This window comes from Kitasatospora sp. NRRL B-11411 (assembly GCF_000721345.1).
GTDB classification, from domain to species: domain Bacteria; phylum Actinomycetota; class Actinomycetes; order Streptomycetales; family Streptomycetaceae; genus Kitasatospora; species Kitasatospora cineracea.
This window is the reverse complement of sequence record NZ_JOGH01000035.1, coordinates 19,726-34,678: the sequence shown is the minus strand read 5'-3', so window position 1 is coordinate 34,678 and position 14,953 is coordinate 19,726. Positions and strand designations below refer to the sequence as shown.

At 74.7% G+C, this 14,953-nt stretch carries 10 protein-coding genes; 2 read left to right on the top strand and 8 right to left on the bottom strand.

All coding sequences use genetic code 11. The features are described from left to right. Positions 1-133: 133 nt before the first annotated feature. Positions 134-2,296, bottom strand: coding sequence for a glycoside hydrolase family 6 protein (locus IH44_RS0118285; RefSeq protein ID WP_081966956.1), 2,163 nt, complete (start codon positions 2,294-2,296; stop codon positions 134-136). A gap of 818 nt (positions 2,297-3,114) precedes the next feature. Between IH44_RS0118285 and IH44_RS0118280 the strand changes: the two genes are divergently transcribed. Then, the gene (locus tag IH44_RS0118280) at positions 3,115-4,308 is read left to right on the top strand and encodes a winged helix DNA-binding domain-containing protein (RefSeq protein ID WP_035955547.1); all 1,194 of its coding nucleotides are present in this window, start codon (positions 3,115-3,117) and stop codon (positions 4,306-4,308) included. A gap of 128 nt (positions 4,309-4,436) precedes the next feature. Here the strand turns inward: IH44_RS0118280 and IH44_RS0118275 are convergent, their stop codons facing one another. The 6 genes from IH44_RS0118275 to IH44_RS0118250 form a co-directional block, all read right to left on the bottom strand. Beyond that, positions 4,437-5,435, bottom strand: coding sequence for a phosphotransferase family protein (locus IH44_RS0118275; RefSeq protein WP_030460669.1), 999 nt, complete (start codon positions 5,433-5,435; stop codon positions 4,437-4,439). Positions 5,436-5,444: 9 nt separating this feature from the next. After that, entirely contained in the window at positions 5,445-6,830 is a 1,386-nt protein-coding gene (locus IH44_RS42875) for an ATP-grasp domain-containing protein (protein ID WP_051817029.1), read from the bottom strand. Positions 6,831-6,855: 25 nt separating this feature from the next. Beyond that, complete coding sequence (locus tag IH44_RS0118265; protein ID WP_051817028.1) at positions 6,856-8,106, bottom strand: MFS transporter; 1,251 nt, start codon at positions 8,104-8,106, stop codon at positions 6,856-6,858. Then, positions 8,094-9,419, bottom strand: a complete 1,326-nt coding sequence (locus IH44_RS46570; RefSeq protein ID WP_051817027.1) for a hypothetical protein — start codon at positions 9,417-9,419, stop codon at positions 8,094-8,096. Before IH44_RS46570 ends, IH44_RS0118265 begins: the two co-directional genes overlap by 13 nt. 22 nt (positions 9,420-9,441) lie before the next feature. After that, a complete protein-coding gene (locus tag IH44_RS0118255) occupies positions 9,442-10,587 on the bottom strand; it encodes a glycine amidinotransferase (protein WP_030460665.1) in 1,146 nt (381 codons plus the stop codon). 195 nt (positions 10,588-10,782) lie between these two features. Then, entirely contained in the window at positions 10,783-11,907 is a 1,125-nt protein-coding gene (locus IH44_RS0118250) for a cytochrome P450 (protein WP_051817038.1), read from the bottom strand. Positions 11,908-12,475: 568 nt separating this feature from the next. Here IH44_RS0118250 and IH44_RS0118245 point away from each other — a divergent pair. Then, on the top strand, positions 12,476-14,194 hold the full coding sequence (locus IH44_RS0118245) for a methyltransferase (RefSeq protein WP_030460663.1): 1,719 nt from the start codon (positions 12,476-12,478) through the stop codon (positions 14,192-14,194). Between the two features lie 17 nt (positions 14,195-14,211). Here IH44_RS0118245 and IH44_RS49125 read toward each other — a convergent pair whose 3' ends face one another. After that, complete coding sequence (locus tag IH44_RS49125) at positions 14,212-14,949, bottom strand: YafY family protein (protein WP_030460662.1); 738 nt, start codon at positions 14,947-14,949, stop codon at positions 14,212-14,214. Positions 14,950-14,953: the final 4 nt, after the last annotated feature.

Sequence of the window (14,953 nt, the reverse complement as noted above, 5' to 3'; positions counted from 1 at the left end):
CCGGCCCGGGAACGGCAACCGCCCACCTGCAGACTCTGCAGGTGGGCGGCGCCTTCGGGGTGGTGCGCTGCGGCTTCGTCCCGCGTCAGTCGGGCTCGGCCGCTACCCGCTGCGTGCTACCGGCTGCCTGGTGTCAGCTGGTGGCGGTGCAGGTCAGGGTCGGGACGGCGTTGCTGCCGGAGTAGCTGGCGCCGAAGCCGAAGCTGGTGGTGCCGTTCGCGGCGACCGCGCCGTTGTAGCCGGCGTTGTTGACCGTCACGGACTGGCCGGACTGGCTGACGGTGCCGTTCCACAGGTTGGTGACCTGCTGGTTGCCCGCGTAGGTCCAGGTGACCTTCCAGGACTTGATCGCGGTGTTGCCCGCGGTCACGGTGACGTCGGCGTTGAAGCCGGCGCCCCAGTCGCTGCTGACCTTGTAGGTGGCGGTGCAGCCGGCGCTGCCGGTGCCGGTGCCGGCCTGGGTGGTGGCGGTGACGGCCGCGGCGGCGGAGAGGTTGCCGGCCGCGTCCTTGGCCTTGACCGTGTACGAGTACGCGGTGGCGGCGCTCAGGCCCGAGTCGGTGTACGAGGTGCTGGTGGTGGACCCGATCAGGGTGCCGCCGCGGTACACGTTGTAACCGGTCACGCCGACGTTGTCGGTGGAGGCGCCCCAGGTCAGCGAAGCGCTGCTGGAGGTGGTGGTGGCCGCCAGGTTGGTCGGGGCGGTCGGGGCGGTGGTGTCGGTGGTGCCACCGGCGGAGGTGGTGACGCTGAGCGCCGCGGAGGCCGTGGAGACGTTGCCGGCCGCGTCCTTCGCCTTGACCGTGTACGAGTACGCGGTGGAGGCGGTCAGGCCGGTGTCGGAGAACGAGGTGCTGTTGGTGGACCCGATCAGGGTGCCGCCGCGGTACACGTCGTAGCCGGTCACGCCGACGTTGTCGGTGGAGGCGGTCCAGGTCAGCGCGACGCTGCTGGAGGTCGCGGTCGCCGCGAGGCCGGTCGGGGCGGTCGGCGCGGTGGTGTCGGTGGTGCCGCCGGTGCCGAGCGCCGGGTAGGCGTTCTTCAGCAGCTCCTGGAACTGGGCCGAGAACCAGTGGCCCGCGACCGGGGCGTTGGCCAGGGCGCCCGACATGTTGTTGTTGTTGCGCGCGTTGCCGGTGTACGTCGGGTCGCACATCCGGTCGAAGCCCTTGCCCTCGTCGTTGGCGATGGCCGAGCTCGCGCCGTCCGACTCACCCGGAGGCTTCACCCACACGTACGCGGCGATGCCGTCCTCGGGGGCGGCCTTCGGACGCTCGCCGAGGCCCGCACCGGACTGGTTGCACCAGTTGCCGGCCTGGAAGCGGCGGTCGATGCGGCCGCCGTCGACGTACGCGTCGACCGAGGTCTTCGGGCCCGGGCCGGCCGGACGGTTCGCGCCGCCCCAGCCGTTGCGGGAGGTGTCGATCAGCATGCCGATGTTCGAGTTGAACCCGGACGCGATCGCCTTGGTCCGCCACGCCTTGGCGAAGGACGCCTCGTCGACGTAGCGGTTCCAGTCGACCCACTTGCTCTGGCGGACCGAGGTGCCGTTCACCGTGTCGTCGATGGTGAAGTTGGGCTCGTGCAGCGCCGAGTAGTTGGCGGTGTTGGTGATGAAGCCCTGGACGTCGTTGACCGTCGCGCCGGACGCGGTGGCGGCCTGCTTCATCATGTCGATCGCGGGCTGCAGGTTGGAGTCCCAGCCCAGCCAGCCGTGGTGACCGGCGTCGATGTAGTTGTAGACGTTGGAGATCGCGCCGAGCTTGGCGAGCGCGTAGCCCACGCCGTTGACGTAGTTGCCGTTGGCCTTCATGGTGTCGCACGCGGCGGTCGCGGTGGCGGTGCCGCCCGCGTTGGTCACCAGGTTCGGCAGCGAGTCGATCTCGATCGTGGTGACGATCCGCAGGTTCGCGTAGGCCGGGTCGGCCAGGATCGCGGCGATCGGGTCGATGAACTCGCTCTTGTAGCGCGGCAGGTCGTCGGGGCCGAGCTCGCCGTTCGAGGCCAGGGCGGCGCAGTCGCGGCCCGGCAGGTCGTAGATGACGACCTGGAACACGTACGGCTTGCCCGCGGCCTGCTGCACCGCGGCGTTCAGGTGGTCGCGCAGACCCATCACACCGTTGCCGCCGCTGATGGCCGCGATGCGGTCCATCCAGACGGCGGTGGGCTGGTTGGAGACAGCCGAACCGCCCGGCTCGGCGGCCGCGTGGGCGGCCCACTCGGGGTTCACGTAGACCCCGGCGCCGACGAAGGGGTTGTCCACACGGGTCGCCGCGTGGGCGGCGGTGGTCGACATGGCAAGGGGGAGGACGGTCGCGGCGCTGAGCACCGCAGCCGCTGCCGCCGTCCGGAGACGGCGCGTCAGGTTCGACGACACGGTAAGGGAGTCCTTTCGGGTGGGGGACGGACTCGACGGAAACGCTCCCAATCAATGGGAGCGCTCCCATACTTGGCCCGGGCTGAGCCGAACTCAGCTCGGGGACAACCGATATGAAGCCATGACCTCGCACTCCCGTCAAGAAGTTCGACAGAACCCGTGGGAGCGCTCCCGCCGACCTCGATGGACACCGCCCCTCCCCGGGCGGCCGCCCGGCCGCTCCCCGCCACTCCCCCGGCCCCGGCCCCGGGCCGACCCCGGGCCGCTCGCCACCAGCGCCCCAACAGGCCCGCCGAGCACCACAGTTCACCGCCGCACCAGCACGTTCCGCCGGTCCCCCGCCCCGCGCACCCGCGTCCCGGCCCTGCCGCACCCTGCCCGGGACGCCGGCTCGCGGCCCTGCCGCCGCCCGCCCCGGGGCCGGCCCGCGCGCGGGGACACGCCCCTCAGCGGGCGCTTTCCGGCCGAACTCGCTTCCCCCGCACGCCCGTTCACTTCCCCAGGCCCCGCTTCCACCCGGCCGGGAGCCCGCCGTGCCCCCGCAGCCGTCCCGCCCGGCCCCGCCGACCGGCCCGCCGCGCGAAACTTTCACGCCCGCCCCTCCCGGCGCCCCGGCCCGCCCCTCCCGGAGCCCGGGGCGCCGCCCTCGGCCCGGGCCGCCGGCCGAAGTCGCGCGTCGCGGCCGGGTACGGGGCGGGGGCATGGCAGGCTGGTCCCTCGATCCGGAGGAGGAACCCGTGGTGGTGCGACCCCTGTTCGACGACGACCAGCGCCGGGCCCGGCTCGCCCGGCGGCACCGGCTCGCGCCCGGCACCGCGGCCGACCGGGCCGAGCAGGTGGTGGACGACCTGGTCGCCGTGCACGCCACCGACCCCGCCACGGTGTTCCTCGCCGTCGCGGCCCGGCTGGCCGTACCGGGCACCGCCGACACCGAACGGGCCCTGTACGCGGACGGGACGGTGCTGCGCCGCCACGGCATGCGCAAGACCCTGTTCGTGATCCCCGCCGACCTCGCCCCGGCGCTGTACGCCTCCACCACCGCGAAGGCCGCCGCCGCCGAACGCACCCGGCTGCTCAAGGACTTCGCCGCCTCCGGCCGGGACGCCGCCTGGACCGCCGGCGCGCAGGACGCCGTCCTGGCGGCGCTGACCGCCGCGCTCCCCGACTCGCCCGACGGCCTGACGGGAAGTCAACTCGGCGAGCTCGTACCGCAGTTGCGCGAGACCATCGACTACGGCGTCGGCACCTCCTACCAGACCGCCCAGCCGGTCAGCATGCGGCTGCTGCGACTGCTCGGCATGGAGGGCACCCTGGTCCGCCGCCGCCCACTGGGCGGCTGGACCAGCAGCCGGCACCGCTGGGTGCCCGGCCCGCCCCTCCCCGCCGCCCCGTCCGCCACCGAACGCGCCGCCGCACAGGCCGAGTTGGCCGGGCGGTGGCTGGCCTCCCACGGACCCGCCACCGAGGACGACCTGGTCTGGTGGACCGGCTGGGGCGTCCGCGAGGTGCGGGCCGCGCTGGCCGCGTGCGCGGCCGTCGAGGTCGAACTCTCCGGCGGGGCAACCGGGTTCGTGCTGCCCGACGACCTCGCCCCGGTCGCCGACCCGGCGCCCTGGGCGGCCCTGCTCCCGGCCCTCGACCCCACCGCGATGGGCTGGAAGCACCGCGACTGGTACCTCTCCCCCGAGCACCGCCCCGACCTGGTTGACCGCTCCGGCAACCTCGGCCCCACCGCCTGGTGGAACGGCCGGATCGTCGGCGGCTGGGCCCAGCGCCCCGACGGCGAGGTCCGGCTCGGACTGCTCACCGACCCCGGCCCCGAGGCCCGCACCGCCCTCGCCGCCGAGGCCGCCGCCCTGCGCACCCTGCTCGCCGACACCCGCGTCACCCCGCGCTTCCGCACCCCGCTCGAACGGCGGCTCGGCGACTGACCGAACCGGGCCGGACCGGACCGGACCGGGCCGGCGGGCGGGCGGGCGCGGGGTCCGGCAGCCCGTGGCGGCGGGACGGCGGCGCCCGGTTCCAGCGCACGCCCGGTTTCAGCGCACGCCCGGTGGTGTCAGCGCACGCCCGGTGCCAGGCGGTCGAGCAGGGCCTGGAGGTCGTCCACGGTGGCGGCGGCCTGTTCGGGGTCGGCCAGGCGGACGGACTCCAGGCGGACCGCCGCGAGGTGGCGGGCGGTGTAGAGCAGGCGGCGCCAGGCGGCCTCGGGGTCGGTGGCGAGGGGGCCCCAGGTGTCCCAGAAGGCGTCGCGTTCGGTGCCCGGCCGGCGGGCGGCCATGAAGATCGTCCAGTCCGCCTCGGGGTCGCCCCAGTGGGCCCGGTCGCAGTCCAGGACGCCGGTGATGACGGGGGCGGGGGCGTCCGGGGAAAGCATAAGGTTGATGTTCCACAGGTCTCCGTGCAGGAGCCTGGGTTCGGTGATCCGGTCGAGGACGGCGCGGTGGCGGCCGGCCAGCGCGATCAGTTCCTCGACGTCGTCGAACGGCGTACCGGTGTCGGCCAGGTCGGCGGCGATGTTGGCCAGACCGGCCAGGACGGCCTCGCTCCAGGTGCGGTGCCCGGGCCCGGCCACGGGGCCGAACCAGGGGCCCCGGACGCCGTGGATCTCCCGGGCCACGGTGCCGAGTTGGGCGTAGAAGCCGCGCCAGGCGGGGCGCGGGTGCAGCGGCAGGCCCTGCGGGGCGGGCAGCCCGTCCAGGAAGGTCTGGAACAGGTGGTCGCGGCCCAGCACCTGGTGGGTGAAGTCGGCGGCCAGCACCCGCGGCACCAGGTGCGCGACGGGGGCCAGGTACGGGACGGTCGCGTACTCGTTGCGCATCAGGGCGCGTTCGCTGCGGAACTGCCGGTCCGGCTCGGGGGCCACCCGCAGGACGGTCTGCCGGCCGTCGGCGAACTCCAGCCGGTAGGTGGAGTTGTACATGCCGCCGCCGAGTTCGACCGCGGTCAGCACCTCGGTGCCGGGGCCGAAGGCGCGCCGGCACATCTCCTCGATCGCCTGCGGCGGCACCGCCTGCTGGAACGCCCCGGGGGCGCGGTCGATGGGCTGGTACTTCATGGGTCCGGTTCACTCTTCCTTGTCGTCGGGGGACGTGCGGGGCTGCGGGGGCGGCTGCTCCCCTGCGGGCTCGGAGTCGAGCTCGGGAGCGGAGTCAGGCCCGGCAGCGGAGTTGAGCTCGGCGGCCAGGTCGGCGATGCGCAGCAGGGCGTCCCGGCAGTCCTGTTCGGTGGCGGCCTCGACCAGCGCCGTGCCGATCCGGATGCCGGAGTTGGCGTCCATGGCGGGCATCACCTCGCCCGGCTTGATCTTGATCTCGACGTCGACCACGCCGGGGATCCGCTCGACGTGCTCGCGGCCGAGCCGGTTGACCGCTCCGGCGAGGGTCGGGATGTCGGTGAACCCGACCACCCGCCCGCCCGAGCCGCCCGGGTCTCCCTGCCCGGCGGGTCCGCCGCTGCGGCCCGGCCGGTCGCCGGTCACCGCGCGGACCGCGGCGGCCCACAGGTCGATGCCGAGGACGCGTTCGGCGAGCGCGCCGATCATGTGGCCGCCGGGGCGGGCGGCCAGTTCGCCCGCGGTGAACTCGCCGGGGCCGCCGAAGACTTCGAAGTGGAACACGCCGTCGCGGTGGCCGAGCGCGGCCAGTGCCCGGCCGGTGAGTTCGGCGGCCTCCCGGTAGAGGGCGGGGTGGTCGGCGGGCAGCAGCGAGACGGTGGCGGCGGGGTGGCCGCGCTTGGTCTCGATCAGCGGGACGAGGTAGCGCGAGACCAGCAGGGCCGCGAGGGCGCCGTCGCGGACCAGCCCGTCCAGGTGCCACTCCTCGCCGGGCACCCGGTGCTCCACCAGCAGCCGTCGCCTGGTCTCCGACTGCGCCACCAACTCGGCGGCGAGCGCGTCGAGTTCGGCCGGTCCGTCGGCGGCGGCGACGCCGATGGTGGCCGCTCCGGCGGTCGGCTTGACCACGTACGGGGCGGCCACCCCGGCCGCGGCGGCGGCCCGGGCGACGCTGCCGCGGCCCGCGTCGGGGACGACGGCCCAGTCCGCGGTGGGGATGCCGGCGGCCCGCCAGGCCGCTTTCTGCAGGGCCTTGTCGCGGCAGCGCAGCGCCACCTGCGGGTCGATCGCCCGGGCGCCGAGCAGGCGGCCCAGCAGGGCGGCGGGCACCATGCCGTGCTCCTGGACGGAGACCACCGCGTCCACGGCTCCGTCCGCCCCGTCCCCGTCCCCGTCCCCGTCCGGTCCGGCGGGGCCGAGCGCGCCGACGTGGTGCAGGGCGGACCACAGCGACTCCACCACCAGGTAGGAGTCGACGGCGCAGGCGTGGGCGAGGCGGTCGCGGTAGGGGTCGACCCGGCGATGCTCGCCGCCCTCGTAGAGCAGGGAGACGGTGTGGCCGTCGGCCAGCAGTGCCTCGATCGCCTCCGACCGGGCACCGATCAGCACCACGTGCATGGCAGTCCTCCTGGTCGTCTCGCGCTCACGCCTCGGCCGGGGCGTCGGCGGCGCGGTAGTGGGTGAAGGCCGGTGCGGCGACGCTGACCAGGGCGGCCGCGGCCACCGCGGCCAGGCCGCCGCCGAGCATCGCGGTGCCGGTGCCGAGCAGGGCGCCGAGCGTGCCGGCCCGGAGCCGGCCGAGCTGGGTGCCGCCGACGCCGACCACGAACTCGACCGCGCTGATCCGGCCGCGCAGCCGGTCGGGGGTGCTGAGTTGGACGACCGTGGAGTGGAAGACCACCGCCAGGGTGTCGGCGGCTCCGGCGAGGGCCAGCAGCAGCAGTGCGGTCTCCAGGCTCCTGGTGACGGCGAGGGCCGCGACGGTCGCGCCGTACGCGGCGCAGCAGAGCAGGGCGGCGCCGCCGGGGCGGGCGATCCGGCCGGCCGGGCCGGAGCAGGCGGAGGCGAGGACGCCGCCGACCGCGCCGGCGGCGGCCAGCAGGCCGAGGGTCTGCGGGTGGCCGCCGAAGCGTTCGGCGCAGAGCGCGGGCAGCAGGGCGGCGGGCGAGGCGACCAGGGCGATGCACAGGTCGGCGAGGAACGCCCCGGCGAGTTCGCCCCGGCTCCGTACCAGGGCGAGGGCCTCGCCGGCTCCGGCGAGGCGGCCGGGCGGGCGTTCGCCCTGCGGCGGCATGGCGGGGAGCCGGGCGATGCCGTACAGCGCGGCCGCGAAGCTGAGCGCGTCCAGCAGGTAGCAGGCGGTCAGGCCCCAGGTGGCGGCGGCGAGTCCGGCGCAGGCCGGTCCGGCGACCGCGCCGAACTGCATGGTCAGGGCGTTCAGTGCGGCGGCGGCGGCCAGTTGGCGGCGGGGCAGCAGCCGGGGGGTGCAGGCGCGCCGGGCGGGGGCGTTGACGCTGCCGACCAGGGACTGCAGGGCGACCAGCAGGTAGAGCAGACCGGGCGAGCGCAGGCCGGCCAGGGCCTGGGCGGCGAACAGCACGGAGACGCCGGCCTGCAGGCTGCTGGTCCACAGCACCAGGCGGCGGCGGTCGGTGCGGTCGCCGAGGCTGCCGCCGACGGCGGCGAACAGCACCACGGGGACGGCCACCGCCAGGCCGAGCGCGCCGACCGCGGCGGAGCTGCCGGTGAGCCGGTAGATCTGGAGGGCGACGGCGAACACCGTCATCTGCCCGCCGATCTGGGAGAGTCCCTGGCCGAGCCAGAGCCGCCGGAAGGCGGGTGAGTCGCGCAGCGGCGCGGTGTCGAGGAGCAGCCGGGTGGTCAGGACGGGCACAGTGCCCCGTCCAGGCGCCGCAGGACGTCGTCCTCCTCGGCCCGGTCCCGGTGGACGACGCAGAAGTCGAACCCGCCGCGGACGCCGGGGACGGAGGGCAGCGAGACCAGGACGCCGCGGCGGGTCTCGGGGCGGTAGGCGCAGTCGGCCGCGGTGGCGGCGGCGAGGAAGTCGTCGAGGTCGAGGGCGGGCCAGTGGGCGGGGGTGCGGTGCTGGGTGACGCTGAGTCCGGGGTGGCGGGTGGTGTCGACGACCCGGCCGGCGATCGGCCCGTAGAGGTGGAGCGAGCCGGTGACGCGGGCGTTGAGTTCGGTGAAGACCAGGCGGCCGGTGGCGTCGACGACGGCGTCGGCGCTGAGGTGGCCGCGGTAGCCGAGGGCGCGGTAGGCCTCGGCGAGCCGGGCGGCGCCGGCCAGCAGCCGTTGCCGGACGTCGGCGGGGAGGCCGCGGGCGGGGGTGGATTCGCGGACCAACCGCCGTTCCCGGTAGTCGAGTTCGCCGGTGGCGGTGGGGCGGACGCCGGTGTCCTCGGCCAGGTACTCGGCGTAGACGGTGCGCGAGGCGGGCTGGAACTCCTCGACCACCACGGGGTAGCGGTCGTCCCGGGAGGCCCAGGCCCAGTGTTCGGCGAGGTAGTGGGCGATCGCGTCGGGGCCGGGTGCGAGGCGGTGCAGGAGTTTCGCGCCGACGTGGTCGGTGCGGTGGTCGTCGTCGCGGACCACGAGCTGGTTGCCGGCGCCGGCGCCGTTGTGCGCCTGTTTGACCAGGACGGCGCCGGTGCCGGCCAGCAGCCGGGGGATCTCCTGGGCGGCCTCGTGGCTGCTGCGGCAGACCGCGCCGGGGGCGGTCGGGACGCCGGCGGCGGCCGCGATCGCCCGGAACTCGGCCTTGCTGTTGGCGAGTTCGCCGCCGCCCTGGTCGATGAAGGCGGCGCCGGGCACCAGGTGGCGCAGGCCCAGGGCGGCGGCGTACCGCGGGACGAGCGGGCTGGGCCAGCAGGACAGCAGGCCGGTGGCGGGGCCGGGGGCGGCGGCGAGCGCTTCGGCGGTCCGGTCCAGGAAGTCCGGGTCGAGCAGGCTGTAGGGGTCGATCACCTTGCCCTGGTAGCGGCCGGGCGGCGGGACCAGGAAGGTCAGCGAGGCCGGGTCGGTTCCGGTGAGCGAGGTGGCGTGCCGCAGGAAGGCGGCGGGCGGCGCGACGGGCAGCACCAGGACGTCGCCGTCCTCGGCGAACCAGAGCAGCCGCTGCGAGTAGGACCGGAAGTCGACCCAGGACAGCATCGGGTCGACCTCGTTGGCGATCAGCAGGCGCATGTCGTGGTCCCGTTCCGCCGGTTCAGGCCGCGTAGTCTTCGAGCCCGCCGGTGCGGACGGTGTCCAGGGTGAAGCAGTGGAAGCCGCCGCCGAACAGCCGCCGGTGCCGGTGCCGGACCGGGACGACCGTGAAGCCCTCGTGTTCGAGGACCTTGACGAGTTCCGGGCACGCCTCGTTGACCAGGACCCGGTCGGGGCCGACCGAGAGGACGTTGAGGTCGATGTAGGGGGTGGTCAGGACCAGGTCGCCGTCGTCGTACACCGGGAAGTTGGCCTCCTCGGGCTGTGGCGGCACGATCAGCTTCCAGCGGCGGAAGGGTTCCGGCAGCAGGTCGCGCAGGCCCTCGTGCCGGGCCAGGAAGAGGCCGGGGCGCAGGGCCAGCAGCATGCTGTCGATGTGGTTGTCGCTCATCCGGTGCACCCGGTGGACGCGGCGGGTGCCGCCAAGGTGGCGTTCCAGCCAGTCGCAGGCGGCGGCGTGGTTGGCGTTGGCGATGTTGACGATGAGGTCGCGGCCGAGCCGCAGGCACTGGGCGCCGTCGAGCATCATCTCGAACCCGACGTCGTACGGGGAGGGTCGGGGGGCGGAGATCGGTTCGGTCGGGCCGCCGAGGGTGGTCTCGGTGTCGCGGGCGTAGGAGAGGTCGAAGGAGGCGTCGGTGAGGACCGGCCGCGGCATGGTGGACCAGCGGGCGCCGCGCCGGAAGTACTCGGTGAAGACCGGGGCCAGCAGCCGGGTCTCCAGGTAGCGGGAGCGGATGGCGGGCGCGGTCTCGATGATCTCGTCGCCGAGGATCAGCGTGTTGTCGCGCAGGTTGAGCGGCGGCACCGGGGCGGCGTTCCAGCCGAACCCGGCGATCGGGTCCGCGTCGGGGGGCAGCGGGACGGGGCGGTGCACGGTGACGCCGAGGGCGGTGAGGGTGTCGGCCAGGCCCTCGACGTCCTCGTGGAGTTCCTCCGCGTACTGCTGCTTGATCCGCCAGGCGCGGTCGCCGACCGGGCCGTGGGCGTTCTGGCGCAGCCGGGGGTAGGCCCAGTCGGAACGGAACAGGTTCTCGTGGAAGAACAGGTCGAAGGAGAGCTCGCGGTCGTGCGAGGTGTAGTTCGCGGCGGAGCCGACGACGATCTCCTTCAGCGGCGACCACTCGTCATGGCTGTTCAGCTGCATGGGCCACTCTTTCGCGTGGTGGGCGGGTCCGGGGGTGGGGCCGGCATACCGCGTCGGGCGGTGCGCCGGCCCCACGTCTGACGTCTGCTCACGACGTCTGTTCAGTCGGTGCTCCGGGACGGGGTTCAGTGGTCGTAGCTCATGGCGCGCTCCTTCCCTGCCGGGGCCCCTGTCGGGGGCGGGCTGCCGGACTGCTCACCGGTCGATGGCGACCGGGAGCACGTCCAGGCTGCGAACGGTCGCCGTCGGGCGCCGGGTCGGCGGGCCCGCGAGGCGGAGCCTCCCGGGTGCGCCGAGCAGGCAGACGATCAGCTCCCGTATCGCCACCTGGCCGAACACGGCCCCGACGCACGCGTGCGTTCCCCAGCCGAACCCCAGGTGACGGTTGGGGGTGCGGTCGAGCAGCAGGGTGTCGGGGTGGGGGAATTCGCGCGGGTCGCGGTTGGCCGCCGCCATCAGGGTCAGCACGATCTGTCCGGGCCGGACGGTCGTGCCGTGGATCTCGACCGTCCGGGTGGCGACCCGGCTGGTGCCCTGGGCGGGGCCGTCGTAGCGGATCAGCTCGTTGACACCGGGGGTGAGCAGCCGCGCGTCCTCGAACTCCTGGAGCAGGCCGGGGCGTTGCAGGAGGGTGAGGACCACGTTGCCGACCGTGGCGTAGACCGTGCCGTAGCTGGCGTTGAACATCATGCCGGTGCTGTTGGAGATGTAGTGCGGCGGGAGATCGGCCTTGACGGCCCGCTGCTTGACGTCCCGGAGCACCCCGGGCCGGTCGTCCGCGTCGGCGAACCACTCCTCGGCCAGCGCGTTCAGCCTGGTTCTGGCGCGGTCGCCGCGGGCGGCGTTCTCGGGCTTGAGGCCGGCGTCCATGCGTTCGGCGATGGCCGCGGATATCTCGGCGTAATCATCGGGATCGGGTTCCCGGACGCCCAGCAGATCGGCGGTGATGGAAAGCGCGAGCGGTGCGGCGACTTCACGCATCAGGTCGAAGGAATCGCGCTCGGCGAGTGCGTCGAGGATTCCCGCGGTGCGCCGTCTGGCGCGCAGTCCCACTCCCGGCAGGTCCTGGGCGTGGAACGCATTCATGATCAGTGAGCGCATCGGGGCCTGCGCGGGCGGGTCGAGGGTCTGCAGGCTCTGGCGGAACTCGGGGATCTCCTCCCCGGTGCGCCGCCGGTCGCGGGCGAACACCTCGTGGTTGCGCAGCACGTCCCGGCAGTCCTGGTAGCGGGTCAGGACCCAGGACTTCATGCCCTCGTGCCAGAAGATCGGGTGTTCTTCGCGCAGCCGGGCGTAGTGCGGATAGGGATTTTCGAGCATGGCCGGATCCAGCGGATCGTAGTGCGGGTCCACAGCACAATTCCCAACGGTTGCCTGTTTTGCAAGGAGTTGGTGATGATTTGGTCCGCATGATGAATGCGCCAGGAATGATCGTCTGTCGCCGGACCGGTCTTGTGCGCCGTGAGCGAATTTATCAATGCGACATGACCCTGGCAAGAGTCCCCAGGAAAGTATTGCGATAGCACCGGACGGAAGTATTCCGTCCACAAATGTCCGGAAGTGTCGCGCACTGCGGCCGGGGCTCGCGGCGGGTCGGTGCGGGCGGCGGGCCGATCGGGTGAAGCCGGGCCGGGCGCCGCTCCGACTGCGGTTAGGATCACCGGGGCTGACGTCGCGTCAGACTGATTCGGGGGAACATCGGGGGACGGCGCCTTGCGCATCCGCATGCACACACGCACGCCGTTCGGGCCTGCCCGTGCCCGCGTCCACTCCTTCTCGCGCCCGCGCCCGCTCCCGCCCGCGCCGGTGGCGCGCCCTCCCCTCCCCCGCCAGAAACGTTTCGCCCACGCATCACCCGCTCCCTGACCCTGCCGGAGGACACTTCGCCATGACCACCACCGCCGCCGCGCCCACCACCGACACGGAGTTGCTCCGGGCCGCCGCCGAGCACGTCCGCCGGCACGACACCGCCGCCCTGCTGCGCGCCCTGCTGCCCGGGCTGGACGGGGTGGAGCTGCGGGCACTGACCGACCGCTGCCGGTTCGCGCACACCGCGCTGCTGGTCTTCCCGCCGGACGCCGACGCGCTGCACCGGATGCTCGCCGACGCCGGGCTGCCGGCCGACGCCCCGGCCCGGCCGAGCACGGTGGTGCGGGAGCGGCTGGCGGCCCGGCACGGCCGGGACGCCCCGGGGCTGGAGGTGGGCATCCTGCGGCCGCCGGTGACCGGGGCGGACGGCGAGCAGCGGGTGGTCGAGGTGTTCGCGCTGACCGTGCCGCCGGGCTCCGACCTGTCCGAACTCGCCGAGTTGGAACGGGAGTTGCAGCACGAGGCACACCTCGGCTTCGAGGTGGACCGCCCCGACCCGCTGGTGCTGCGCGGCCTGTGCGCGCTGTGGGAGCGGCACGGCGCGCGCCCGGACGGCGGCGGCTACAACCCGCACGAGGACGGCACGGTGCTGTACTTCACCGCACCGGCCGGCTCGAAGGCGGGCTTCGCCCGGGTCGAGCTGTACGCGCCCGGCGACCACCGGGAGCTGCTGGCGGAGCACCTGGCCCGGCACCGCGCCGGGCAGCCCGCCGAGGCGCTGCTGCGGCAGCTGACCGGGGCGTGGACCACGCAGGCGCTGGCGGCCTTCGCCGAGCTGGGCGTCCCGGAGGCGATGGACCCGCAACTCCCGCGCAGTGCCGAGCAGTTGGCCCAGGCCGTGGGGGCGGACCCGGAGACCCTGCGCTCGCTGCTGCGGTACCTGGCGATGCTGGGCGCGGTGGTCCAGGACGGCGGCGGCTTCCGGCTCGCCCCGTCCGGGGAACTGCTGCGGGCCGACGCGCCGGGTTCGCTGCGGCCGCTGGCGCTGCTCTACGCGGGGCCGTTCTACCGGTCGTTCGGCGAACTGGCCGGGACGGTCCGGACCGGACAGGTGGCGTTCGACCGGCTGTTCGGCGAGAACCACTTCGACCACTTCGCCCGGGACCCGTACCTGGCCGAGCTGTTCGACCGGTCGATGGCGGCGAGCACCCGGATGTTCGACCCGCTGCCGAACCACCCGGCGGTGCGGGCCGCAGCCGCCGCCTCCACCCCCGGCGCACCGCGCACGGTGGTCGACCTGGCGGGCGGCACCGGCGAGTTGCTGGCCCGGCTGCTGACCGCGCACCCGGCGCTGCACGGCGTGCTGCTGGAACGCCCGCAGGTCGCGGACGCGGCCCGGGAGTTCCTGGCCGGGGCGGGCTGCGGCGACCGGACGGCCTGCCTGCCGGGCGAGTTCGCGGACGTCCCGCCGGGCGGGGACGTGTACGTGCTCTCGCGGGTGCTGCACGACTGGACGGACGAGCGCTGCCGGGAGATCCTGCGGCACCTGTCGGCGGCGATGCCCGCGCACGCGGACCTGCTGGTGGTGGAACGGCTGCTCCCCGAGGACGACTCCCCCTCCCTGGCCACCGCCTGGGACCTGCACATGCGCTGCAACGTGGGCGGCCGGGAACGCACCGCGGAGCACTACGCCCGGCTGTTCGCGGACGCGGGGCTGGAACTGGTCGGCCACGACCCGCTGCCGCTGGACGCCCACGTCCTGCACGTGCGCAAGTCCGCCTCCGCTTCCAGGATCTGACCTTCCGTCAGTTCACCTCAGTGCCCGTCGAGTACGTCGAGTGCGCCGAGCGCGGCGGGCGGCCGGGCGCCCGCCGCGGCCGAGCCGCGCAGCAGGGTGGCGAGGTCGTGCGGGCCGGCCGGTTCGGGGGTCGGGTCGGCGCCGGTGATCCGGTCGAGGCGGAAGCCGCGGCCGGCCCGGCGGGTCCGGCACCAGGCGATCAGGTACCAGTGGCCGCCCGCGGTGAGCAGCCCGGCCGGTTCGACCAGGCGTTCGCTGCTCCGCCCGGCGGCGTCGGCGTAGTGCAGGCGCAGCACGGTGCCGGTGGCGAGGGCGTGTTCGACGGCGGCCCGGTGGGCGGCGGCGCCGGGCGGGGCGGGTGCCGCGGGGAGGGCGACGATCCGGCGGGCCAGGTCGCGGGCGGTGGCGGCGGCGTCGGCGGGCAGGACGGCGGCGAGTTTCTGCGCGGCGGTGCGGGCCGCGGCGGCGTAGGGCGCGCCGTGGTCGGTGGCGGCGAGCGCGACGGTGAGCGCGGCGGCCTCCTGCGCGGTGAACCGGACCGGCGGCAGGGTGGTGCGCGGGTCGATGGACCAGCCGCCGCCCCGTCCGGTGGCGGACCGGACGGGGAGGCCCGCGGCCATCAGGGCCTGGAGGTCCCGCTGGACGGTGCGGGTGGCGACCTCGAACCGGGCCGCCAGCCGGGCAACGGTCAGCGGGCGGGGCGCGGCCGCCCGCAACTCCTCGACCAGGGCGTACAGGCGGGCCGTTCGGTTCACCCGA